Source organism: Mesorhizobium sp. M0139, assembly GCF_040322455.1.
In the GTDB taxonomy this organism is placed as follows: domain Bacteria; phylum Pseudomonadota; class Alphaproteobacteria; order Rhizobiales; family Rhizobiaceae; genus Mesorhizobium.
This window is the reverse complement of sequence record NZ_JAMYTN010000010.1, coordinates 262,461-284,975: the sequence shown is the minus strand read 5'-3', so window position 1 is coordinate 284,975 and position 22,515 is coordinate 262,461. Positions and strand designations below refer to the sequence as shown.

Here is a 22,515-nt window from a genome sequence, read left to right as displayed (position 1 = left end):
GGCCGCGTGCATATGCAGAGAGGGGCTGATGCGATCTCCGGACCGGTAGCTCTCGCCGTAATTGATCAGGCTGGTACTGTTGGAAGGCTTGATCAGCCTCGTCACCCCAATCTCCAGCATAGCTCACTGTCACGCGGCCAACGTGCCTCCGTAGCTAACATCTACGTCAGCGTTGAAGAAGTACCCTGCGCCACGGGATGTTTTGACCAGGCGAGGGTTGGCCGCATCAGCCTCCAGCTTTCGGCGCAAGCGCATGATTAGGACATCGATACTTCGATCGTACACCTCTTCTCCACGCACACGGCTCGCGAGCAAAAGCCGTTCTCTGGATAGCACGTTGCGGGGGTTCTCCAGAAATGCGATCAAGAGATTGAACTCACATGCGGTAAGCTTGACCTCGCCACGCTCCGCACAGATCAGTCGCCGCTGCTTCACGCTGAGCTTCCAGGCCCCAAAGCGAAATGAGCGCTGCTCTCTGGTTCGCGGACTAGAAATGCGCTGGCGTAGCGCTACTCGAATGCGGGCCAGGAATTCGCGCATCCCGAAAGGCTTGGGAATGAAATCGGTTGCGCCGAGCTCCAGTGCAACCACTTTTTCCGCCTCATCAAGCCGGTCGCCGCTGATCACTATGATAGGAACATCCGATTTTGTCGCCAGATTGCGGACGATCGCAAGTCCATCCTCCCGGCCTAGGTTAAGGTCAACAACCACGAGATCGACTGGCTCACGTGAAAGAACATAGTCAAACTGCTTGCTATCGTGGACTGCGGTTACCTTCAGGGCATGCATCGTGAGATACTCGGCGATGAGGCGCCGCATTGCGGCATCATCGTCAATGACAAGAACATGTTTCAACGGCACACCTTCAATCTTGAATCCCCTTGTCTAAACCTGTTGCCGAGCAACCCTGGGGCACCGACCCAGAACAGCTGCTCCTTGATACCACTCGCCGTTGCGTGCGGCCAATGTGAGGCCGTGCTCGTCCTGTTCTTTTCATCCCCAGCGAATTGACCGCACCAAGGCAGCCCGTGGCCACCAGACAGGTCCAAGCGCCGACATGACCCTGCCGTGTGGTCCTTCGCTTTTTCGCTTCGAGCTCCCCCGTTGGTGCAGGCCTGCCAATATCACTCAAGTTCGACCTCATGGATGCCAAGTTTCCTGCTATGCCCTTGCATCCTGGTCATCCTGGAGTTTGCGGACCTGGATCATCTCGATATCCTCCGGCTCGTGGATCCAGCTCGGACATGGTTGAGCAGCGCGGCGTTTGGCTTGATCGGAGAGGCGGTCGGCGGAAGAAGACCGTGATTCGCTGCAGCGGTCTTGTGCAAAATAGTGCGTCTCCTGCCAAGCCGGCTTCGTCCAAGGTGGCCGGCGGCCTCAAATGCTGTTCGGCGACCGGCAGGTAGCCGGTTGCGGTGAACGTCCGGGCTAACATTTCTCAGTTACTGCAACTCCTCCATCTTGAGCGTGTCACTATGCTTGTCCATTGCGCCGTCGGACTGCGTCAATGACGTGCGGTTATCTGCCGATGGGACTGTGCATGATCCACCCTTTGGCGGCGGCGGCCGAACAGCTGAACGAGGCTCGCACCAGGATGGGCTGCGCCGCCACGTCTTCCCAGTTGACCCTCGCCGCCGCGGATTTGCGCCTTCGAGCCAGCTTCGCGGACGAGCTCGCGTCTCAAGCAATGATCTGAGTATGCAGGGCCGCGCATGGCTGCTCTTTAAGGACCGGCAGCATACCGGCAAAGTTGGGCCGCTTTATCGCCTTAGTCGATTCCCCACGGTGATCCCGAGCCTGAACAAGCCCGCCAAGCTCCCCATTTTGTCCTTGGCTTGGCGCTGACAGAAGTACCGTCCATGACGCCAAAGTCGCGGCCCACACTCCAGGAGCAACGGACGGCCGGGACGAGCAATCCTGTAAAGGAGTCATTGTACCAAGATGCTCCGGATGTCGCTGGCTGATCGGGCCCGCGCCACCCACGCATGCGCAAGATGCTCACCCACGCTGATACGAACACGGTCTTTGCTTCAATTGAAACCGAAAAGCTGAACTTGAACATCACACAGTAACAAACCTCCCCGATAAGCGCGTGCCGGACAGGGCCAGAACCCGTCCGGCGGCTTGGAAAGGTAGGTGATAGGGAATGTTTATTGCAGCTTGGCCGCTGGCCATCGTCCTGATGACATCCATGTCACTCCCAGCCGAGCCCGCGCCACTTTCTCCGCGTGAGTTCCGCAGCCTGTCGCGCAAATGCGCCCCCTGGGTTGCGCCGTCCACCCTGGCCGCGATTGCCAAGATTGAAAGTGGCTTTGAAACGCTGGTGGCTCATGACAACACCACAGGTGAGCAGCTTCGCTGGATAGACCACCTGGAAGCCACGCGGGGCATCAAGGAACGCCTCGAAGCACAACATTCTGTCGATGTTGGATTGATGCAGATAAACAGCAAGAACTTTGCCATGCTCAATCTCACGCCGGAAAGGGCTTTCGAGCCCTGCGCCTCGCTTTCGGCTGCCGCCCACCTGCTTGAAAGCCGGTATGCCGGCGGCACCACTGCTGTGGCACAGCAACTGGCGCTTCGCCGTGCCATCTCGGCCTATAACACGGGCGACGTCACGCATGGCTTCGCCAACGGTTATGTACGCAAGGTCGAGTCGGCCGCAAAGGACATCTCAAGTCTCCTTGAGAGAACGCTGGAGCCGACTGCTCGAGATGTGCCGCACCTTGAGGCACCCGGTCGGAAAGCCGTGCCGCCTCTGCTCCAGCAGAGCCAACAGGCCAATAGAAAGAAGCAGCCCAACCAAGATTCTTGGGACATCTGGGGCTCGTATCAGCCAGACCGCTCCGGGGCCGATCCCTCGGATCCGACAGGCAGCCAGGCTGCGAAAGCACGGGAACCCTCGAACCCGAACAAACTCGTATTCGATTGAAACATGGAGATGCAATGATGACGCCACTCAAGATACTTCGTGCGCTTAAAACGCGTGTTCCTTCGCCTTTTTCCATGCTGCGCATGGCGGCTGAATATGTACCGGCCGCTGCTGCAGGCGCGGCGTGGACGGTCTTCTACAGCGGGCCAGCCGCGGCTCAGGTGACCGGAGGGACGGATCCTGCCAAGATGGTCCAGAATATCTGCACGTTCATACTTGGCCCCTTTGGACAATCACTGGCCGTGCTCGGGCTCGTAGCCATCGGTATCTCTTGGATGTTCGGTCGTGCTTCACTTGGCCTGGTTGCGGGTGTCGTTGGAGGGATCGTCATCATGTTCGGGGCCAGCTTCCTGGGCAAGGCGCTCATAGGCGGCGGCTGATGAGCGACCGGTTGGAAGTGAGCACCCTCTATGTGGCGGCGACGCGCCCCGCACTGTTTCTGGGGGTGCCGCTGACGCTGGCCGGATTGCTCATGATGTTGGCTGGGCTTGTTATCATTATCCTTCAGAACCCGCTCTACGAAATCGTTCTCGTGCCACTCTGGTTCGGAGCACGGCTGGTTGTTGAGCGTGACTATAACGCGGCAAGCGTCGTGCTGCTCTATTTGCAGACGGCCGGCAGAAGCGTGGACGGGCCGGTCTGGGGAGGCGCAAGCGTCAGCGCCAATCCGATCAGAGTGCCGAAACGCGGAAGAGGAATGGTGTAATGTTCGGCGCCAGCGGCCGGACCGAGAGGTCTGGCGAGATCTACCTTCCGTATGTTGGTCACGTAAGCGATCAGGTTGTCCTTCTGGAAGACGGATCGATCATGGCCATGGCACATGTGAACGGTGTGCCCTTTGATTTGGAAGACGCTGAGATGCGCAACTCGCGCTGCCGCGCGTTCAACACTCTCTTGCGCAACATCGCCGATGACAATGTCTCGATATACGCTCATCTTGTGAGACACAACGATGTGCCGGCGCCGGCGCCGCGCCAGTTTCAAAGTGCATTCGCTGGCAGTCTGAGCGAGGCCTACGAGCGTCGTGTGCTGTCGGGAAAGCTCTTTCGCAACGATCACTTCCTCACTTTGATCGTGTCCCCCCGCACCGCAATCGGCAAGATCGGCTTGCGGATTGCCAAGTCCCGCAGACGGAATGAGCACGATCTAGCCACCCAAATGCGGAGCCTGGAAGACCTCTGGCACATCACTGCTGGCGCACTCGGCGGTTACGGTCTGCGCCGGTTGGGCATTCGTGAGAAAGGCAACGTGCTCTTCACGGAAATCGGCGAGGCGCTTCGGCTCATGATGACTTGCCGGTTTCTTCCGGTTCCGATGGTTACCGGCTCACTTGGCGCCTCGATCTACACTGACCAGGTCATCTGCGGGAAGCGGGCGCTTGAGATTCGAAGGCCCGGGGATAGCTCCGTCGGATCATTGTTTTCGTTCCGTGAATATCCGGCGACGACGCGGCCGGGCATGCTAAATTCCTTGCTGTCCGCCAACTTCCCGCTTGTCCTGAGCCAGAGCTTTTCCTTCCTCACTCGCCCACAAGCTCATGCCAAACTAAGCCTTAAGTCCAGCCAGATGACGAGTGCCGGCGACAAGGCTCTCACCCAGATCAATGAACTTGCCGAGGCAGAGGACGCACTGGCAAGCAACGAATTCGTGATGGGTTCGCATCATCTGAGCCTGTGCGTCTATGCCGACAGCCTCAATAGCCTTGCAGATCGCGCAGCAAGTGCCCGCGCACGGCTGGCCGACGCGGGCGCCGTTATCGTCCAAGAGGGCATCGGCATGGAGGCCGCATATTGGTCCCAACTTCCGGGGAACAACAGGTGGCGCACGCGCCCGGGGGCGATCACCTCACACAATTTTGCCGGGCTCGTCTCATTTGAGAACTTCCCAAGCGGTTCCAGTTCCGGCCACTGGGGCAATGCTGTTGCGCGCTTTCGCACAAACGGTGGAACTTCTTTCGACTACATCCCCCATGAGAATGACGTCGGCATGACGGCAATATTCGGGCCCGTTGGCAAAGGCAAGACGACGCTGATGACCTTTGTCCTCGCGATGCTTGAGCAAAGCTTGGTCGATCGCAATGGTGCGATCGTCTTCTTCGACAAGGATCGGGGTGGTGAACTGCTGGTGCGAGCCACGGGAGGGACATATCTTGCGTTGCGCAGAGGCGCTCCGAGCGGCTTGGCCCCTCTGCGTGGACTGGACAACACCTCCGCCTCCCGGGACTTTCTGCGCGAGTGGTTGATGGCCCTGATCGAGAGTGACGGCCGTGGTCCGATCTCGCCGGAGGAAAGCCGTCGGCTGGAACGCGGCATTGTTCGTCAGCTTTCGTTCGAACCCCCTATGCGCTCACTTGCGGGCCTGCGCGAGTTCCTATTGCACAGCCCCTCCGAGGGCGCAGGAGCACGGCTGCAGCGGTGGTGTAGAGGGGGGGCGCTTGGATGGGCCTTTGACGGCGACGTGGACGAAGTAAGGCTGGATGCCTCCATTACGGGCTTCGACATGACGCAGCTCCTGGAATATGAGGAGGTCTGTGCACCGGCCGCCGCATACCTTCTGCATCGAGTGGGCGCTATCGTCGATGGTCGTCGGTTCGTCATGAGCTGCGACGAATTTCGATTCTATCTACTCAACCCCCAATTCTCGGCCGTTATCGACAAGTTCTTGCTCACGGTCCGCAAAAACAACGGCATGTTGATACTCGCAACGCAGCAGCCTGAACACGTTCTGGAATCGCCTCTCGGAGCTAGTCTCGTTGCGCAATGTATGACGAAAATTTTCTACCCATCACCGACGGCGGACCGCTCTGCGTATGTCGATGGCTTGAAGTGCACTGCGCAGGAGTTCGAGGCAATCCGCCAGGGAATGGCAATCGGCAGCCGCAAGTTTTTGCTCAAGCGCGATAGCGGGAGTATTGTTTGCGAATTCGATCTTGGGCAGATGCGCGAGTACGTAGCCGTACTCTCGGGGCGGGCCAACACAGTGCGCTTTGCCGACCAGCTTCGTAACCAGCACGGAGACGCCCCAAGTGGGTGGCTCGACAAGTTCATGGCCCGGTACCACGAAGTTCAAGACTGACGGAGGAATATTCATGAAATTTGCCAAACTTGCAGTAACGACCCTTGCTGCTTCCCTTCTGCTTCACGGACAGGCCCGTTCGCAATTTATCGTCAGCGACCCTGTAACAGAAACACAAGCGACCTTAACAGCGCTTTCCAATGCGGCGATCCTTGAGAGGTCAATCGAGACGCTCGCTACCACGATTGAAATGGTGACAATTCTAACGTCGTCATTCGCTGTCACGGGACTGCTAAGCTCACTTAACCAAGGAAATCACTACCCGTCGAGCAATAAGCTGGAGGAGCAGATGTTTGATGCTCGGGCGCCAGCTTCGATTATGGCCCGTAACATTGCGAAGGACCCAAATCGGATAGTCAACGGCACCGATTCAGAAGCGAAACTGTTACAGGGACAAATCGCCGGGGCCGCCAATGCCGCAGCTATTGCAGCCGACACTTTGGGCATGATGGACAAGCGCCTTAAGGATAACGCCGGCACGCTTGGTCAGCTTTCCCGCTCGGGAAATATTATGCAGGCCACCGTGACCAACGGTCTGGTCCTCAAGCAGATTCACGATGCGATGATCCAAAATGTCCAGGCCACGAGTCTGCTGACAATGGCCACTGCACAAGGGAGCCTTCACGCCGTGGAGGAGGCCGCCACGCAGCGTCGCGAACATCAGGACACCGCTAATATGTTTAGCATCCTCCCGTAAACCACACAGAGTTCATCAGGCTCAGCTGCGCTGATCAGGGACACATCAGGCTCACGCCATGAATTTCAAAATTCCCGCGCCATTCACGACTATACACACGATCTTTCATGGGGCCTTCACGTCCGGGCTGCACAAAGTGCTTGAAAACGTCCAAGCGGCGGTCAGTGCGCCTCTGGTTGCGTGTGTCACGCTCTGGATAATAATCCAAGGCTGTCTGGTCATGCGTGGTCAAGTCGATGCGCGCGGGGGTATCTCGCGCGTAATCATGGTGTCGATTGTCGTCGCCCTTATCTTAGGGCAGGCCAACTATCAGCAGTACATTGAAGCGCTCTTCGACGACACGATTCCGAGGTTGGCTCACGACATCAGTGGCAGCGACTTGCCCTTCATCGGAATCCCCCAGAAGCTCGATCTCATGTTTGCTTCAAGCCAGTATGTCTTTCAGCTGATTGCTTCCGAAATTGGGCCTATGAACGGCCAGGACATACTTGCTTTCGAGGGAGCGCAATGGATTTTCTACGGCGCGCTGTGGACAGCGTTCGAGATCTACGATGCCGTTGGAATTCTGACGAAGGTGCTCTTGACGATCGGCCCCCTGGTCCTTGTAGGCTACCTTTTTGATCACACTCGAGACATAGCCACCAGATGGATCGGCCAACTGCTCTCGTACGGGCTGCTGCTTCTCCTCCTCAACATCGTTGCAACGATAGTAATCGCTGCCGAAGCAGTCTCGCTGGCAGCCATGCTTTTGATGATCAAATTCTCGGGCACGACAGCAGCCAAGATCATCGGGCTTTACGAGCTCGACATGCTTTTCCTAGCTGGTGACGCTCTGATCGTCGCGCTTCCGACGATCGCCAGCAGCATCGCCGGCGGCTCTTGGGGAGGTGCGAACCGACCTCTTAACAGCCTCAATCGCCACTTTGCCAAAACGGCGGGTGCTTAATCAATCGACAAGCTCGGTGCCAAAAACATGAAATATTGCCTACTTCTGTCAATCCTCGCTTTGGCCGCCTGCAAGACGAGCCATGGGCTTGCGACATGCGCGGGTGCCCCATTCCAACTGAACGTGGGACAATGGGAAACCACCCCTGAGGATCTTCGGGTCGAATGCGCGGAAGAGCCAAAGTGAAAGTTCCTGAACATGCCCTTCTGGTGGAGAGAGAAACGCTAGCCGCCCACTATAAGAAGGTGGAAGCGTTTCAAACTTCACGAGCGAAGTCTGCGCGGCGCCTGTCAAAGGCCCTGATAGCCTTTGCCGCAGCGGCGGTCCTAGGAAATGTTGCACAGGCATTTACCATTGCTGCCATGGTCCCGTTGGCCAAGCTCGTACCTGTGTTCCTCTGGGTCCGGCCGGATGGGACCGTCGACAGCGAAGTGTCAGTCTCTCGACTGCCGGCAACCCAAGACCGAGCCGTCATAAATGCTTCGCTGTGGGAATATGTACGCCTGCGCGAGGGGTACACAGCAGATACAGCCCAATACGCCTATGACCTCGTATCCAGTTTCAGCGCGCCGGCTGTGCGACAGCAATATCAAGATTTCTTCAACTATCCGAATCCCACCTCGCCGCAAGTCACGGTCGGCAAACGCGGCAAGCTCGAGGTCGGGCATATTTCTTCAAACGACATCAGTCCGGACGTTCAACAGATCCGTTACAAACGTACGCTTGTTGTCGATGGGCAGATGCCGATAGTGACCACCTGGACAGCTACCATCCGCTACGAGCGCTTGACGGGTCTGCCTGGGCAATCGAGGCTCACCAATCCGGGAGGTCTACTCGTCGCTTCCTATCAAAGCTCGGAAGATAGCGTATCGAACCTGGGCTATGTGCAGCCATGACAAAAAGAGCGTTTCTCGCGCTGGTCTGTTCACTCTTCTTAACGATGGAAGCGTCCGCGGAAGACACACCACTTGCCGGCAAGCATGATGCGCGCATGCGCTACCTGGCTTACCGTCCTGACGAAGTGGTGCGCCTGTCTACCGCAGTGGGGGCAACGCTGGTTGTCACATTCGCGGCCAACGAGACAGTCGCAGCCGTGGCCGTTTCCAATAGCAAAGACCTGGCTGCGCTCCCGCGTGCCAACTATCTCTTTTTTAAGGCTAGCCGGATGCTCCCGCCGCAGCCCGTCATTGTGCTGGCCGAGAGTGAGTCCGGTACACGGAGATACGTCTTCAGTATTTCAACGAAAGCGATGCCAAAACTCGATGAGAAGCAACCTGACCTATACTACAGTGTGCAGTTCACCTATCCTGCTGATGACGCTGCTGCTCAGAGAAAGGACGCAGAAAGGCGCTCGATTCTTGGTCAGGCCCGGGCGAAAGTGCTGCGCGACGAGAGAGTTCAGGATTTGTTGAATCGGCCCGCCGCAACTACCAGTCCGGACGAAAGCAATTTTCACTACGTCGCAAAGGGCGATCGATCGCTGGCGCCGCTGGAAGTTTTCGATAATGGCTTTACCACCGTATTTGGCTTCGCAAGCAATTCCCGCATACCCTCCCTCTACATTATCAATCCCGACGGCAAGGAAGCCGCTGCCAATTACACGGTCAAAGGAGACTATGTTGAAGTATCCGCAGTCGCCCGGGAATGGCGTCTGAGAGATGGCAATACGGTCTTGTCCATTTTCAACAGGGCTTATGACCCTGTGGGACGAGCGCCAGGGACCGGTACAGTGACACCCGACGTGTGGCGCGTTTTGAAAGGCCCGGCCGATGAATGAAACCGGCCCACAGTCGGGACATGATGTCCATGCCTCAGGATCGATGGTCTCGGAGCCGGCCCGCCGGCATGTTTCGGGATTGCAGAAGTTGGCCATCGCTGCACTTGTTCTCATCTCATCTCTATCGCTCATCTGGCTCGGCGGTCGTCCCAGCACACAAGACGAGCCAACTCAGCCAAAACCTGCAATTGTCGCCGACGCCGAGCCATTCCGCCCCGTGCCGATTGAGATTGCTCCCGAAGCTCCAGCACCCGTACAGGCGGCGCAGGCAGGAGATCCTGCGCCATCCATGCCGCCTCCGGCGCCAGCTGATCCGCCGCCGGAGGAAACACCAATTTTCGCCTACAGTGGCAGCGGTCAAATGCCCAACGACGGTCAGCGGAGCGAAGACAACCATAGGGATGCTCCCGCGACCTCGCATGAGATTTCAGAGGCTGGCGATCTGACGAGGCGATTGAAGCCAGATATACAGGAGCCAAGCCGGGCCACACTTTTGCCGCACCCTGATCTCGTGATTACCCAAGGAACGATAATACCCTGCATTTTGCAAACGGCAGTCGACACAAATTTACCGGGTTATGTGAAGTGCGTCTTACCTAAAGACGTCCGCGGCGCCACCAACAACGTGGTGCTTTTGGATCGCGGGACGACCGTGATTGGCGAGATCCAGCGTGGTCTCCAACAGGGGGATGCGCGTGTCTTCGTGCTGTGGACGCGCATCGAAACGCCTGACCATGCCCTCGTTTCGCTAGCGTCGCCGGGCGCTGACGAGCTCGGCCGCTCCGGAATGCCTGGCACGGTGGATAATCACTTCTGGCAGCGCTTTGGTGGAGCAATGCTCATGAGCGTCATTCAAGGCGCGTTTCAGGCCGCCGGTCAATACGCTGGCAGCTCAGGTGGAGGAAGCGGCATCAACAGCTTCCAGAGCAACGCCGGACAAGCCGTTGACACGACCCTTAGAGCAACGATCAACGTTCCGCCAACTCTGAAGAAAAACCAGGGAGATGCTGTATCGATCTTTGTGGCTCGGGACCTCGATTTCTCAGATGTATACGATCTTAGACCGATCGCCGTGGCGCCAGCCCCCCAACATCGCCAACGCCGGAGAGACAACAATGCGACCGGAGGCTGACCCTCAATTGCGTTTGCTTCTCAACCCTGTCTTGAAATGGCTTGAGGAGCCAAGGACCGAAGAGGTCGCTATCAACCGGCCTGGGGAAGCCTTTGTCCGACAGGCCGGCGTTTTCACGAAACATCCGCTACCGCTATCTTATGACGATCTGGAGGACATCGCGATCCTCGCTGGAGCGCTGCGCAAGCAAGATGTCGGACCGCAAAGCCCCCTCTGTGCGACTGAGCTGCCGAACGGAGAGCGGCTGCAGATCTGTTTGCCGCCCGCTGTTCCCTCAGGAACAATAAGCCTGACGATACGGCGTCCCTCAAGTCGTGTGACCGAACTCAAGGAAGTTTCTTCTCGCTACGAATACTCGCGTTGGAATCAATGGCGGTCACGAAAGGAGCGCCAAGAGCGGCAGGACGAAACGATTCTTCAGCACTACGACCATGGTGACTTGGAGCAATTTTTGCGAGCATGCGTTTGCGGGCGGCTCACGATGCTGCTTTGCGGACCTACTGGAAGCGGCAAAACGACAATGAGCAAGACTTTGATCAACGCTATACCCCCGCAAGAGAGGCTGATAAGTATCGAGGACACGCTCGAACTTGCAATCCCGCACGAGAACCATGTCCGATTACTCTATCCGAAGGACCGAGCAAGCGTAGGTGCGGTGACAGCCGAGCAACTGTTGCAAGCCAGCTTGCGCATGCGCCCTGATCGAATATTGCTTGGCGAGATGCGCGATGATGCTGCTTGGGCCTACCTTAGCGAAGTCGTCTCCGGCCATGCGGGATCAATATCAACGATTCATGGGGCGGATCCGGTCCAAGGCTTTAAAAAGCTCTTTTCACTCGTCAAGAGCAGCCCGCAAGGAGCTGCTGTGGAAGACCACACGCTTCTTGACCTGCTGTCGGCTGCCATTGACGTCATTGTGCCGTTCAGTACCCACGGCGACGTGTATGAGGTGGGGGAGGTGTGGCTCGCCGCCGATGCCCGGCGACGCGGAGAGACAGTAGCCGACCTTCTTAACAAGCACTAAGGCTAGAGCACGTCGGGGAACGGTAAGTCGTTTGTGATACGATGGCGTAATTTGTTCAGATTGAACCTCCACTTTGATTTGAGGGAGGTGGATAATGGGAGGAGGACTGGGCGTAGACCTTCGGTCACAAGTCTGAAGTCTTCGGGCGCCCTGTCGGCGCGGCAAGTCGCGGCACGATTCGACTGGGTGTATCGAGCGCGTCCGCTGAATTGCGCGGGCGACGCTCACCGAGCTGGTGCCGATGCCTGCTTCAAAAGCGGCACCGACACCCGGCAGGTCGTACCCTTGATTTACCTAGCCGCGCTCAATGAATGTCTTCAAAGACGCCGAACGTGGTTCGGAATGACCGGTGGTAAATCGGGAAGTGCCATATAGGGAATCCTCCTGGTATTGCCTCCAGGGGGTCCTCTCAATGAACAAAGCCGCAACCTGCCCTTGCGACCTCAGCTGGAGTTTGCGACGCAACCCATAGGAGGATCGATGCGCAGAGAAATCGCAGGCAGAGTCGGTGGCATTGTGGGCTGGCCGACCGACGGTTTCAGCCCGTCAACAGGTCTTCACGTGTTCCATCCCCGACTATTGCAGGCGTGCGGCTTGCATGCTCCCGCGATCACCCATCGGAAAGAGCGTTACGAACACTACGAAGAGTTGCGCGACTTCCGCTGTCGCCCCGGTCTTACAGCGGACGGTGACCTGTCCGACCTTGATAGGACGTGAAATGCGAACGCTGCTCATTGATCATCATGTGGATCTTACGCGCGCTGTGCGAGTTGCGCTCGGGGATAGCGGTTTTGCCGTTGATGTAGTTGGCAACCTGGAACAGGCGTCGAGGGCATTTTGTTGCGCAACCTATGAAATTCTCCTGCTGGAGTTGGCTCTGCCAGATGGCGATGGCTTGGGCTGGCTGAGACAGCTAAGGAGCAACGGGCATTCAGTTCCAACCCTCATTATGAGTAGCATCAACGATCTCGAGAAGCGGATTGCAATTTTCAACGGTGGCGCGGACGACTTTCTGCTCAAGCCCGTCTCTTTCGATGAGCTCATCGCCAGAATGAGAGCCATTCTGCGCCGGTCGACACAGGTGACCGACCCCATCGTTGTATTTGGCAATCTCAATTTCGATCCGATCGGCCGACAGGTTTCCGTCTCGGGTCATCCTCTGAAGATCGCACGCCGCGAACTATGTATTTTAGAGCATCTGCTTATCCGTGCAGGCCGCATCGTGCCTCGTGCGCAGTTGGAAGATCACCTCTATTCGTTCAACGACGAGGTATCTGCCAACGCGCTTGAAGTCGGAATCTATCGCTTACGTGGACACCTGAGTAGGTCAGGTGCAACGCCACGTATCACGACCATGCGCGGCATTGGTTACATTCTTGAATTGACTGAGGCGGCATCCGCATAGTTGGTCTAAATTGAAAGAACAGACTGCCTGCCGTCGTCAGGTTGAGCTTGTGGCCATAATGGACACCGCGGCCGCCCTTGACGATGGTGTCGGCATGCGGTTCGAACGGCTCTGTCGCAAACCTTTTTGTAAGCGAGCATGGCAAGAAAAACGCCTCAGCTGTGGAGGAGCACGTGATGTTCAAGGGCCGCCATTTCGACCAGTCGGTGATCCTGCTGTGCGTGCGCTGGTACCTGGCCTACACTCTGAGCCTGCGCGATCTGGAAGAGATGATGGCCGAACGCGTTGGAGGTCGACCACTCCACTGTGCATCGCTGGGTCGCCCACTTCTCGCCGCAGCTGCTGGAGCGCTTCAACCGGCGCAAGCGTGTGGTCGGCAGCAAACGAGACGTACATCAAGGTCCGCGGCGGTATCTCTACCGCGCTATCGACATCCTCCGCGATACGGTCGAGTTCTTCTTTAGCGAAAACCGTAACCAGGTGGCGGCCCAACGCTTCCTCCGCAAGGCGCTGACGCGCCATGGCCGGCCGGAGCGCATCGTCATCGACGGCAGCCAGACCAATTACGAAGCAATCCTTTCCTGCGACGCTGAAAGCCGGCTGCGGCAGCGATCGCGGCGACCGCTGAAGCCGATCCGCTCCGCAATAGCCGGCATCTCAACAATCGGATCGAACAGGATCACCGGCGTATCAAGCCGCATTCGATCCATGCTCGGCTTCAAGTCGCATGCGAACGACGTGGTTATCCTCTCCGGCATCGAGATGATCCACATGATGGGCAAGCGACAGGCGAGGTATGCCTACAAGTCTGTCGATCGCTGTTTCGATCTCCTCGCTGCCTGACGGACAGGCCGAAATGGCCGTTCACAACCCCATTTCCAGGTTTGCGACAGAGCCTTTTGTCGGCGTTGCCGGCTTCGAAGGGCCGGTGCGCGCCGAGCGGATCAAGATCACCCCCGGCCACCTTGCTGCGGCCACTCGCCGAGTACGGAGCGGTGGCCGGAGGGAGCTGGTGATGACGACCCTAGATCATGACCTGCTGATCGCAATCCTGGATCGGCTGAAGTTGACGGCGATCCGCGACCAGCTCGACACGCTCATGTCGAGCAAGATCGCGCAGTTCCCGTTTGTCCGCGAACTCGACGGCTTCGGCTTCGACGCGCAGCCATCGGTCTGCTTCAGCCAAACGTATTCATAGGTATGGGACAGGCTGCTATGTCCGCCACCCACGCCTGCTCCGAGGCCCTCCAGGGCAATGGTCTTCGGCGAGGAGGATGAGACGCCGCTGGAGCTCGGGTGCAAGCGCTGCCACGCCCGCTCCGAGGCCCCACAAGGCCGAAGCGCAGTCGTCGGGGTCACGAGGCCCCTCGGCCACGACGACGAGACGTTGCTGGAGCCCGGTGCAAGGGCTGCCACAGATGGCCTGAACCTGAATCCGCCTTTCTTGAGGCGTTGCGACTATCATCGCGGCGACACGCAGCTCTTGATTTGTGTGCGAAATCCTCAGCAGATCCATCGGGCTGAGCCGCTCAGCAATATCAACGAGAATGTCCAGCGGCAGATCAAGGATACTCAGAGGAGGAAACGCTCTTGAGGCTCAGAGCGCGTCTGCTCCACTATAGATCAGGATGATTCACCGGGTCCTTCAACGCCAGCCGCCGGTTCCGATGAGAGAATTGTCCCTGATATCACGCTCGATGGAGTTAAATGCCGAGATGGGCGCCTTGCCACGCTCCTCAATGCCCCTCATGATTCACCGCCTATAGCTACCAACTGAATGAATCATCGTGATTGTCGCGCAGCGGAATCCTCAAGGATCGGGCAGTTCGTAGGGGGCGCCGGTTTGACCAGGTTGAGCCCGCGAATTGCTCGATCAGACAAGATCCTAATTCTCGACCATGCGGTGAGGCTCGAACGAGATCCTCGGGACGCACTCCAAGGTTTCGATCATGTTCGGCACACAAGGAAAGGGCGGCATTGCTGCCGCCCTGTCCGCTGTAAGTTGATAGGGGCTGGATTAAAAATCCATACCGCCCATGCCGCCCATGCCGCCCATGCCGCCGCCGCCCATGCCGCCAGGCATGCCGCCGCCGGCCGACTCCTTCTTGGGAGCCTCCGCGATCATGGCTTCGGTGGTGACGAGCAGGCCGGCGACCGAGGCCGCGTCCTGGAGAGCGGTGCGAACGACCTTGACCGGGTCGACGATGCCCATGGCGATCATGTCGCCATACTCGCCGGTCTGGGCGTTGTAGCCGTAGGTCGCGCCCTTGTTGTCGAGGATCTTGCCGGCAACGATCGAAGCTTCAGCACCTGCGTTCGAAGCGATCTGACGGGCCGGAGCCTGCAGTGCACGGCGAACGATGTTGATTCCGGCAGCCTGGTCGGCATTGACGCCGGTGACCTTGATGTTGGCCGAAGCGCGCAGGAGAGCGACGCCGCCGCCTGCAACGATGCCTTCTTCCACGGCCGCACGGGTCGCGTTGAGGGCGTCGTCGACGCGGTCCTTCTTTTCCTTGACTTCGACTTCCGTCGCGCCGCCGACGCGGATCACCGCGACGCCGCCCGCGAGCTTCGCCAGACGTTCCTGCAGCTTCTCCTTGTCGTAGTCCGACGTGGTCTCTTCGATCTGCTGCTTGATCTGGGCAACGCGGCCCTGGATCTCGTCCTTCTTGCCGGCGCCGTCGACAATGGTGGTGTTCTCCTTGGAGATCGACACCTTCTTGGCGCGGCCGAGCATGTTGAGGCCGACATTCTCGAGCTTGATGCCGAGGTCTTCCGAAATGACCTGGCCACCGGTGAGGATGGCGATGTCTTCCAGCATGGCCTTGCGGCGATCACCGAAGCCCGGCGCCTTGACGGCGGCGATCTTCAGGCCACCGCGCAGCTTGTTGACGACCAGCGTGGCCAGAGCCTCGCCTTCGACGTCTTCCGAGATGATGAGCAGCGGCTTGGAGGTCTGCACGACGGCTTCGAGAACCGGCAGCATGGCCTGGAGGTTGGACAGCTTCTTCTCGTGCAGGAGGATGTAGACGTCCTCGAGCTCGGCAACCATCTTGTCGGCGTTGGTGACGAAGTAGGGCGAGAGATAGCCGCGGTCGAACTGCATGCCTTCGACGACTTCCAGCTCGGTCTCGGCGGTCTTGGCTTCTTCAACCGTGATGACGCCTTCATTGCCGACCTTCTGCATCGCTTCGGCGATCATCTTGCCGACCGACTCGTCGCCATTGCCGGCGATCGTGCCGACCTGGGCAACTTCCTCGGAGGTCTTGATCTTCTTGGCAGCGTTGCCGAGAGCCGCGACCACTTCGGTCACGGCCAGGTCGATGCCGCGCTTCAGGTCCATCGGGTTCATGCCGGCGGCAACGGCCTTGTTACCTTCCTGGACGATCGACTGCGCCAGGACGGTCGCGGTCGTGGTGCCATCACCGGCGATGTCGTTGGTCTTCGAAGCAACTTCGCGGATCATCTGCGCGCCCATGTTTTCGAACTTGTCGGAAAGTTCGATTTCCTTGGCGACGGTGACGCCGTCCTTGGTGATGCGCGGTGCGCCGAACGACTTGTCGATGACGACGTTGCGGCCCTTGGGACCGAGGGTCACCTTCACCGCGTCGGCGAGGATGTTGATGCCGTGAAGCATGCGCTCGCGGGCGTCGCGGGAGAATTTTACGTCTTTGGCAGCCATTTTTTAGCTCCTGGCAGGGGCTTGCGATCAAGCCCGAAATTCAGTTGACGGTGAGGCCGATAATCAGCCGATGATGCCCATAATGTCGGATTCCTTCATGATCAGAAGGTCTTCGCCATTGAGCTTGACTTCGGTGCCCGACCACTTGCCGAACAGGATGCGATCGCCGGCCTTGACGTCCAGCGGGACCAGCTTGCCGGCTTCGTCGCGAGCGCCGGAGCCGACGGCGATGATCTCGCCTTCCTGCGGCTTTTCCTTCGCCGTATCCGGGATGATGATCCCGCCGGCGGTCTTGGATTCGGATTCGACCCGGCGTACGACCACGCGGTCATGCAGCGGCCGGAAATTCGACTTTGCCATTTTTGGATTTCCTTGGTGCGGATGTTGAACGGTGCTCCGTTGCCGGAGCATGCCTAGCACTCAGCCGAAGCGAGTGCTAACGCGGCAATGAGATAAGCCGCAGGCTCCTGCTAGTCAAGACGGAAGAGCAAAGAGCAAAGAGAAAAGAGAAGACAGCAAAGAGCAGGCAGCAAAGAGCGTGTAAGCATCGAGCCTTTTATGTGAACAATGTCGGGTATCCGACATATATGGGGCGGCTCACCCTTTGTAATTGAGCTTTATTCAGATGGTACGATTGGTGCAACGGGTGTTGCATTTGAACTCATCCAGAGGCTCGCACGAGTCGTGCTGCGTCAGCTTGGTCATGTCGAGCTTCAGAAGGCCATTTTTTGGCATTGGTTCTGTTGCTCCTATTGCCGTTCATGACCAATCCTGCGCGCGTGAGCCGGCCGGCTAGATTCCAACCACGAGAGCGCCGCCGCTGAGACCCGCACCCGCCGCCGCCAGAAGGATTTTCTCTCCTGGCTGGAATGGCTTCATCTGGTTGGCGAGCGAGAGCGACAGCGGGACCGTCGCGGCCGAAGAGTTGCCGTATTCGGCAATCGTCTTGACAATTGCTTGGTCCGCAATGCCGAGGTTTCTTCCGACCGCGCCGAAAATCCGAGTATTGGCCTGATGCGGCACAAACCGGCCGACATTGTGTGGCCGCACTCCCGCAGTGGCTAGCGCGGCTGTCGAGCAATCGGTCATCATCTCGACGGCCTTTGCGAACACTTGGGGCCCGTCGGTCATCGTCATCCGGGTCTGCCCGAGGTCGAGGTCGCCATGGAACGGCGTGTTGCTTCCTCCTGCGGGAATCTGGATCAGCCCGTAGCGCGAGCCGTCCGAAGCCACCGAGGCACCGAGAATGCCCCGATCAGCATCATCGCACTGACCGATCACCAGGGCGCCGGCGGCATCGGCGAACAAGACTGAGCTCGCGCGCTCGGCTGGATTGATGCGGCGGCTGAGGATGTTGGCGGCGATGACCAGCGCTGGTTTGCCATGCAGGCGGGTGAACCCGTCCGCAAACATGAGCGCATAGATGAAGCCGGCGCAGGCGCCGGTCATATCGACCGCGCCTGCGCGGCCAAGGCCAAGCTTGTGTGCGACCAGCGGCGCGCTTGGCGGCAGAAGATGGTCGGGCGTCGAGGTGGCAAGCAACAGCAGACCGATGTCGTGGCGCGCAATACCGGCGTTCACCAGCGCCATGTCGCCAGCCCGGGTGGCAAGACCCGACAGCGTGTCTTCGTCCGTTGCCCAGAAGCGCGAACGGATTCCGGTACGCCTTTCGATCCAGCCCGGCTCGAGGCCGAGATTGCTCTCGATCTCGGCATTGGCCACCTTGCGCCCAGGCACGTGATGGCCAAGTCCGAGAATGCGCGACGACTTGCTCATGGCCTTGACCCGAAGCGTTCCCCGGCCTCCTCGATGGCGTCATATAGTCGTTCGAGCTCGTCGCCTGCGATGCAATAGGGTGGCAGAAGGTAGAGGACATTGCCGAGCGGGCGCACAAGTAGGCCGCGCTCGAGGAAGAAAGCGCGCAGCTTCGGACCAATCTCGGCGAGATAACCTGCTGAACCGGTTCGCAGGTCGAGCGCCGCGATCGTTCCCGTGGCTCGACAGTCGGCAAAATATGGATTGTCCCGAAAGCGTTGCAGCCCGACGGCCTGCATCACGCTCAAGGCCGTGATCCGCCCGGCCACTGGCTCGTCGCGCCAGATCTCGACATTGGCGAGTGCTGCCGCACAGGCAATCGGATTGGCGGTGTAGGAGCTCGAATGGAAAAACGTCTTCTTCCGGTCCTCGGAATAGTGCGCCCGGAAGATGGCATCGGTGACAAGCGTTACGGCCAGCGGGATGGTGCCGCCGGTCAAGCCTTTGGAGGTGCACAGGATATCTGGAGAAATCGATGCCTGCTCGCAGGCGAACATGGTTCCGGTGCGTCCCCAGCCGGTCATCACCTCGTCGGCGATCAGCAGCGAGCCGGAGGCCTCAGTGATCTTCTTCAATTCGGCCAGAACCGATGCTGGATACATCAGCATGCCGCCGGCGCCCAGCACCAGCGGCTCGACGATCAAGGCTGCGGCTCGTCGATCGCGGGTCACAGCCTCGAAACGATCCAGCGTCTCCTGCTCGTGCCCCGCGGCCGGAAAGGGGATGATGTCGACCTCGAACAGCAAGGGTTCATAGGCGGCGTTGAACACGCCACGCGCACCGACGCTCATCGTTCCAATCGTGTCACCATGATAGCTGTGCTCCATGACGACGATGCGCGAGCGCGGCGCGCCGATGTTGCGGAAATAACCGAGCGCCATCTTCAGCGCGACTTCGACTGAGGTCGAGCCACTGTCGGAATAGAACACCCAGTCGAGTCCAGCGGGAGCGAGGCCGACAAGCGCCTTGGCCAAGCGCTCTGCCGGCTCGTGCGTGAAGCCCGCAAAGATAATCTGGTCGAGGCTCGACGCGGTTGTCTCGATTGCCTTCATGATGCGGGGATGGCGGTGGCCATGTGTGACGACCCACCAGGAGGAGATGGCGTCCAGGATGCGGGCGCCGTCGGCCCTGTGGAGATAGGCGCCCTCAGTCAGGACGATTTCTGGGATCGCATTCTCGAGTGCGTGCTGGGTGAAGGGATGCCACACATGAGACTGCGACATCAGTCACCTCCAGTAATCGAGGCGAAGGCGAAGCCGGCAACCATTGCGTCCCTCAGTGTTTTCCCCGTCAGCACATCGAGGTGCGGCAGCCTGCCGAGCTGCGGGGCACCGCTGAATTCCACGATGGTCCGTTGCGTATCGGCCATCTCATCGCCGATGAAAGCGATGCCCGCCAACGGGATGGAGCGGGCGCGGAGCGCCTCGACCGATAGCAAGGTGTGGTTGATGGTGCCGAGTGTGGTGCGGGCGCACAGAATAACGGGCAGCCGCCATTCAGCGAAGATGTCGATTAACCTTGTGCGCCGGTTGAGCGGCACCATTAGGCCGCCGGAGCCTTCGATGACGAGCGGCGTCGGTAGGACGGGAAAAGCAAGATCGGCAGCCTTGATCGCCACGCCGTCGATCTCGGCCGAACGATGCGGCGACAGCGGGCTCCGCAAGCGGTAGGCTTCCGGCAGCACGCGCTCTGAGGGCAAGCCGGCAAGCCGCGCGACAACCTCGCTGTCGGTCTCGCCGTCGAGGCCCGATTGCACCGGTTTCCAGTAAAAGCCGTCCAGCAAACCGGCGAGCCCAGCCGCAAACACGGTCTTGCCAACTCCGGTATCCGTTCCGGTGATGACGATGCGTTGGGTCATATCGCCTCCGGTGATGTTTCGGCCAACACCTCGACCAGCGCCTCGACCATGGCGGAAATGTCGGCTTCGCCAATATTGAGCGTCAGTGAGATGCGCAGCCGCGACGTGCCCTCGGGCACGGTCGGAGGACGAACGCCGCGTATGTCGAAGCCGCGGGCCTGCAGGCGCGCCGCCACCGTCATGGTGCGCCTGACATCGCCGATTACTAAGGGCTGGATCTGAGAGCCACTTGGTATCACACCACAGCGATTGACCAACCGGCCGGCGCTGGCGACGCGTTCATGCAGCTGAACACGCCGCATAGGCTCGTCGGCGAGCATTGCGAGTGCCTCGCGCGCCACGACCGCCATCAGTGGCGATGGCGCGGTCGCGTAGATGAATGCCCGGCAACGGTTGATCAGATATTCGCACAGTGCCCTCGGCCCGGTCACGAGCCCACCAGATGCGCCGAGCGCCTTGCCGCAGGTGTGGAGCGCTATGATGTTGTCGCGGCCCTCGAAAGCGGCGGCAAGCCCCCGGCCGTCCGATCCCCAGACGCCGGTGGCATGCGCCTCATCAATGACGATGAATGCGCCGTGCCGATCGGCAAGCGCGACCAGGCTCTCCAAAGGCGCGCAGTCGCCATCCATGCTGTAAAGGCTTTCCACCGCGATCCAGACGCATCCCATGCCGCCTGCGACGCGCCACCGTGTAATCGCATCCTCGACAGCGGTGGCGTCGTTGTGCGCGGCCAGCACGAACTGTGCGCGCCCGGCCTGCGCACCCTCATGCATGCTGGCATGGGCGAGCTCATCGAGGACCAAAAGATCGCCCTTCTGCGGCAGGGCACTCAGCAGAGCGAAGTTGGCGATGTAGCCGCTGCCGAAGAACAGCGCGCGGTCGGCTCCAAAGAATGCCGCCGCATCTGCCTCGAGCTGCTCGTGTTCCGGTGCATTGCCGCGCAACAGCCGCGACCCGGTGGCGCCAACCGGCGTGCCCCGCGCAATCGCCGCCACAACCGCATCGCCAAGTCTTCTGGACGCGGCCAGCCCGAGATAGTCGTTCGACGAGAAGTCCAGCCCGGCGCGGGGCGAAAGCGTCCGCAGCCGGTCCTTGCGCGCTAGTCCCTGCAAGGTCGCATCAAAACGGGCAAGCAGCGCCCCGTTCATTGCGCCTCGAGTTCCATCGGATCGATGCCAAGGCGCCGGAACAGCAGGGTATCCTTGTCCTCACCGGGATTGTCCGCCGTCAGCAGCGTGTCGCCGAAGAAGATCGAGTTGGCGCCGGCAAAAAAGCACAGCGCCTGCATCTCGTCGGTCATCGCGGTGCGGCCGGCGGACAGACGGACATGCGATTTCGGCATCATGATGCGCGCCAGCGCGATCACGCGCACGAATTCGATCGGCTCAATGGGCTTGGCGTCTGCAAGCGGCGTACCGGCGATCGGGATCAGCATGTTGATCGGAACGCTTTGCGGATGTTCCGGGAGATTGGCCAGCGTCACCAGCATGTCGATCCGGTCCACCGGCTCCTCGCCCATGCCGACAATGCCTCCACAGCAGACCTTGATGCCGGATTTGCGAACGTGCTCGAGCGTCTCGAGCCGCTCGGCAAAGCTCCGCGTACCGATGATCTCGCTATAGTAGCGTTCTGACGTATCGATGTTGTGGTTGTAGTAGTCGAGACCCGCCTGCTTCAGTCGAGCGGCTTGCTCAAGATCGAGCATGCCGAGTGTCATGCAGGTCTCCAGGCCCAGCGCCTTGACGCCTTCGACCATCGCCACCACCGCATCCATGTCGCGCGCCTTGGGGTTTCGCCAGGCCGCGCCCATGCAATAACGGGTGGCGCCGGCATCACGCGCCTTGGTCGCTTCGGCGATGACGCGCCTGACATCCATCAGCTTGGACGCCTCCAACCCGGTTTCGTGACGCGCCGACTGGCTGCAATAGCCACAATCCTCCGGGCATCCTCCGGTCTTGATGCTGAGCAGCCGGCTGAGCTGGACCTTGTTTGGATCGAAATTCTGGCGGTGCACGGTCTGCGCCAGGAAGAGGAGATTGTTGAAGGGGGCATGGTAAAGTGCCTGAGCCTTTTCCAGGGTCCACGCTCCAGCGTCAGGCGGGTCAGGCGATTGAGCGTGCGGCGATGTCTGCGTTGAACTTGTCGTTTGCATCTCCATGCTGTTCCTCCGGT

At 59.4% G+C, this 22,515-nt stretch carries 21 protein-coding genes and 1 pseudogene; 14 read left to right on the top strand and 8 right to left on the bottom strand.

What is annotated here, in order from left to right:
- Positions 1 to 129: 129 nt before the first annotated feature.
- Complete coding sequence (gene virG, locus NKJ58_RS19320; protein WP_023685159.1) at positions 130 to 855, bottom strand: two-component system response regulator VirG; 726 nt, start codon at positions 853 to 855, stop codon at positions 130 to 132.
- Between the two features lie 1,291 nt (positions 856 to 2,146).
- Here virG and NKJ58_RS19315 point away from each other — a divergent pair.
- The 14 genes and pseudogenes from NKJ58_RS19315 to NKJ58_RS19250 all read left to right on the top strand — a co-directional run.
- Complete coding sequence (locus NKJ58_RS19315; RefSeq protein ID WP_023673708.1) at positions 2,147 to 2,932, top strand: type IV secretion system lytic transglycosylase VirB1; 786 nt, start codon at positions 2,147 to 2,149, stop codon at positions 2,930 to 2,932.
- Between the two features lie 74 nt (positions 2,933 to 3,006).
- Positions 3,007 to 3,312, top strand: coding sequence for a pilin major subunit VirB2 (gene virB2, locus NKJ58_RS19310; RefSeq protein ID WP_023673707.1), 306 nt, complete (start codon positions 3,007 to 3,009; stop codon positions 3,310 to 3,312).
- A complete protein-coding gene (locus NKJ58_RS19305; protein WP_023673706.1) occupies positions 3,312 to 3,638 on the top strand; it encodes a type IV secretion system protein VirB3 in 327 nt (108 codons plus the stop codon). Before virB2 ends, NKJ58_RS19305 begins: the two co-directional genes overlap by 1 nt.
- Positions 3,638 to 6,007, top strand: a complete 2,370-nt coding sequence (gene virB4 / locus NKJ58_RS19300; protein ID WP_023685155.1) for a type IV secretion/conjugal transfer ATPase VirB4 — start codon at positions 3,638 to 3,640, stop codon at positions 6,005 to 6,007. Before NKJ58_RS19305 ends, virB4 begins: the two co-directional genes overlap by 1 nt.
- 13 nt (positions 6,008 to 6,020) lie before the next feature.
- Positions 6,021 to 6,704: a TrbJ/VirB5 family protein gene (locus NKJ58_RS19295; protein WP_023673704.1), complete on the top strand. Its 684-nt coding sequence runs from the start codon at positions 6,021 to 6,023 to the stop codon at positions 6,702 to 6,704.
- 58 nt (positions 6,705 to 6,762) lie between these two features.
- Positions 6,763 to 7,650, top strand: a complete 888-nt coding sequence (locus NKJ58_RS19290; RefSeq protein WP_023673703.1) for a type IV secretion system protein — start codon at positions 6,763 to 6,765, stop codon at positions 7,648 to 7,650.
- 27 nt (positions 7,651 to 7,677) lie between these two features.
- Positions 7,678 to 7,836, top strand: coding sequence for a type IV secretion system lipoprotein VirB7 (locus tag NKJ58_RS19285; protein ID WP_081726271.1), 159 nt, complete (start codon positions 7,678 to 7,680; stop codon positions 7,834 to 7,836).
- The gene (locus tag NKJ58_RS19280) at positions 7,833 to 8,546 is read left to right on the top strand and encodes a type IV secretion system protein VirB8 (protein WP_023707035.1); all 714 of its coding nucleotides are present in this window, start codon (positions 7,833 to 7,835) and stop codon (positions 8,544 to 8,546) included. Before NKJ58_RS19285 ends, NKJ58_RS19280 begins: the two co-directional genes overlap by 4 nt.
- On the top strand, positions 8,543 to 9,427 hold the full coding sequence (locus tag NKJ58_RS19275; RefSeq protein ID WP_352853623.1) for a TrbG/VirB9 family P-type conjugative transfer protein: 885 nt from the start codon (positions 8,543 to 8,545) through the stop codon (positions 9,425 to 9,427). Before NKJ58_RS19280 ends, NKJ58_RS19275 begins: the two co-directional genes overlap by 4 nt.
- Positions 9,420 to 10,559, top strand: coding sequence for a type IV secretion system protein VirB10 (gene virB10 / locus NKJ58_RS19270; RefSeq protein ID WP_031203435.1), 1,140 nt, complete (start codon positions 9,420 to 9,422; stop codon positions 10,557 to 10,559). The genes NKJ58_RS19275 and virB10 overlap by 8 nt, the downstream gene beginning before the upstream one ends.
- Positions 10,543 to 11,583: a P-type DNA transfer ATPase VirB11 gene (gene virB11 / locus NKJ58_RS19265; protein WP_023673699.1), complete on the top strand. Its 1,041-nt coding sequence runs from the start codon at positions 10,543 to 10,545 to the stop codon at positions 11,581 to 11,583. The genes virB10 and virB11 overlap by 17 nt, the downstream gene beginning before the upstream one ends.
- Positions 11,584 to 12,301: 718 nt before the next feature.
- Positions 12,302 to 12,988 carry a response regulator gene (locus tag NKJ58_RS19260; protein WP_023679590.1) on the top strand — a complete coding sequence of 229 codons (687 nt, stop codon included), beginning with the start codon at positions 12,302 to 12,304 and terminating at the stop codon, positions 12,986 to 12,988.
- Between the two features lie 306 nt (positions 12,989 to 13,294).
- Positions 13,295 to 13,831, top strand: coding sequence for a DDE-type integrase/transposase/recombinase (locus NKJ58_RS19255; protein ID WP_198025870.1), 537 nt, complete (start codon positions 13,295 to 13,297; stop codon positions 13,829 to 13,831).
- A gap of 172 nt (positions 13,832 to 14,003) precedes the next feature.
- Positions 14,004 to 14,162: pseudogene (locus NKJ58_RS19250) on the top strand (ATP-binding protein); the annotation flags it as partial.
- Positions 14,163 to 15,005: 843 nt separating this feature from the next.
- Here NKJ58_RS19250 and groL read toward each other — a convergent pair.
- The 7 genes from groL to bioB form a co-directional block, all read right to left on the bottom strand.
- Complete coding sequence (gene groL / locus NKJ58_RS19240; protein ID WP_286460910.1) at positions 15,006 to 16,670, bottom strand: chaperonin GroEL; 1,665 nt, start codon at positions 16,668 to 16,670, stop codon at positions 15,006 to 15,008.
- A gap of 63 nt (positions 16,671 to 16,733) precedes the next feature.
- Entirely contained in the window at positions 16,734 to 17,030 is a 297-nt protein-coding gene (gene groES / locus NKJ58_RS19235; RefSeq protein ID WP_019863563.1) for a co-chaperone GroES, read from the bottom strand.
- A 432-nt stretch (positions 17,031 to 17,462) separates the two neighbouring features.
- Complete coding sequence (gene bioZ / locus NKJ58_RS19230; protein ID WP_352853622.1) at positions 17,463 to 18,446, bottom strand: 3-oxopimeloyl-[acyl-carrier-protein] synthase BioZ; 984 nt, start codon at positions 18,444 to 18,446, stop codon at positions 17,463 to 17,465.
- A complete protein-coding gene (locus tag NKJ58_RS19225) occupies positions 18,443 to 19,708 on the bottom strand; it encodes an adenosylmethionine--8-amino-7-oxononanoate transaminase (protein WP_023727896.1) in 1,266 nt (421 codons plus the stop codon). Before NKJ58_RS19225 ends, bioZ begins: the two co-directional genes overlap by 4 nt.
- Positions 19,708 to 20,343: a dethiobiotin synthase gene (gene bioD / locus NKJ58_RS19220; RefSeq protein WP_023673640.1), complete on the bottom strand. Its 636-nt coding sequence runs from the start codon at positions 20,341 to 20,343 to the stop codon at positions 19,708 to 19,710. Before bioD ends, NKJ58_RS19225 begins: the two co-directional genes overlap by 1 nt.
- A complete protein-coding gene (locus tag NKJ58_RS19215; RefSeq protein WP_023727897.1) occupies positions 20,340 to 21,491 on the bottom strand; it encodes an 8-amino-7-oxononanoate synthase in 1,152 nt (383 codons plus the stop codon). The genes bioD and NKJ58_RS19215 overlap by 4 nt, the downstream gene beginning before the upstream one ends.
- Positions 21,488 to 22,501: a biotin synthase BioB gene (gene bioB / locus NKJ58_RS19210; RefSeq protein WP_023727898.1), complete on the bottom strand. Its 1,014-nt coding sequence runs from the start codon at positions 22,499 to 22,501 to the stop codon at positions 21,488 to 21,490. The genes NKJ58_RS19215 and bioB overlap by 4 nt, the downstream gene beginning before the upstream one ends.
- Positions 22,502 to 22,515 lie beyond the last annotated feature (14 nt).

Bases quoted from the DNA above. Each gene is read 5' to 3' on its own strand.
- NKJ58_RS19315 (WP_023673708.1), top strand. From the start codon at position 2,147: ATGTTTATTGCAGCTTGGCCGCTGGCCATCGTCCTGATGACATCCATG.
- virB2 (WP_023673707.1), top strand. From the start codon at position 3,007: ATGCTGCGCATGGCGGCTGAATATGTACCGGCCGCTGCTGCAGGCGCG.
- NKJ58_RS19305 (WP_023673706.1), top strand. From the start codon at position 3,312: ATGAGCGACCGGTTGGAAGTGAGCACCCTCTATGTGGCGGCGACGCGC.
- virB4 (WP_023685155.1), top strand. From the start codon at position 3,638: ATGTTCGGCGCCAGCGGCCGGACCGAGAGGTCTGGCGAGATCTACCTT.
- NKJ58_RS19295 (WP_023673704.1), top strand. From the start codon at position 6,021: ATGAAATTTGCCAAACTTGCAGTAACGACCCTTGCTGCTTCCCTTCTG.
- NKJ58_RS19290 (WP_023673703.1), top strand. From the start codon at position 6,763: ATGAATTTCAAAATTCCCGCGCCATTCACGACTATACACACGATCTTT.
- NKJ58_RS19285 (WP_081726271.1), top strand. From the start codon at position 7,678: ATGAAATATTGCCTACTTCTGTCAATCCTCGCTTTGGCCGCCTGCAAG.
- NKJ58_RS19275 (WP_352853623.1), top strand. From the start codon at position 8,543: ATGACAAAAAGAGCGTTTCTCGCGCTGGTCTGTTCACTCTTCTTAACG.
- virB10 (WP_031203435.1), top strand. From the start codon at position 9,420: ATGAATGAAACCGGCCCACAGTCGGGACATGATGTCCATGCCTCAGGA.
- virB11 (WP_023673699.1), top strand. From the start codon at position 10,543: ATGCGACCGGAGGCTGACCCTCAATTGCGTTTGCTTCTCAACCCTGTC.
- NKJ58_RS19260 (WP_023679590.1), top strand. From the start codon at position 12,302: ATGCGAACGCTGCTCATTGATCATCATGTGGATCTTACGCGCGCTGTG.
- groL (WP_286460910.1), bottom strand. From the start codon at position 16,670: ATGGCTGCCAAAGACGTAAAATTCTCCCGCGACGCCCGCGAGCGCATG.
- groES (WP_019863563.1), bottom strand. From the start codon at position 17,030: ATGGCAAAGTCGAATTTCCGGCCGCTGCATGACCGCGTGGTCGTACGC.
- bioZ (WP_352853622.1), bottom strand. From the start codon at position 18,446: ATGAGCAAGTCGTCGCGCATTCTCGGACTTGGCCATCACGTGCCTGGG.
- NKJ58_RS19225 (WP_023727896.1), bottom strand. From the start codon at position 19,708: ATGTCGCAGTCTCATGTGTGGCATCCCTTCACCCAGCACGCACTCGAG.
- bioD (WP_023673640.1), bottom strand. From the start codon at position 20,343: ATGACCCAACGCATCGTCATCACCGGAACGGATACCGGAGTTGGCAAG.
- NKJ58_RS19215 (WP_023727897.1), bottom strand. From the start codon at position 21,491: ATGAACGGGGCGCTGCTTGCCCGTTTTGATGCGACCTTGCAGGGACTA.
- bioB (WP_023727898.1), bottom strand. From the start codon at position 22,501: ATGGAGATGCAAACGACAAGTTCAACGCAGACATCGCCGCACGCTCAA.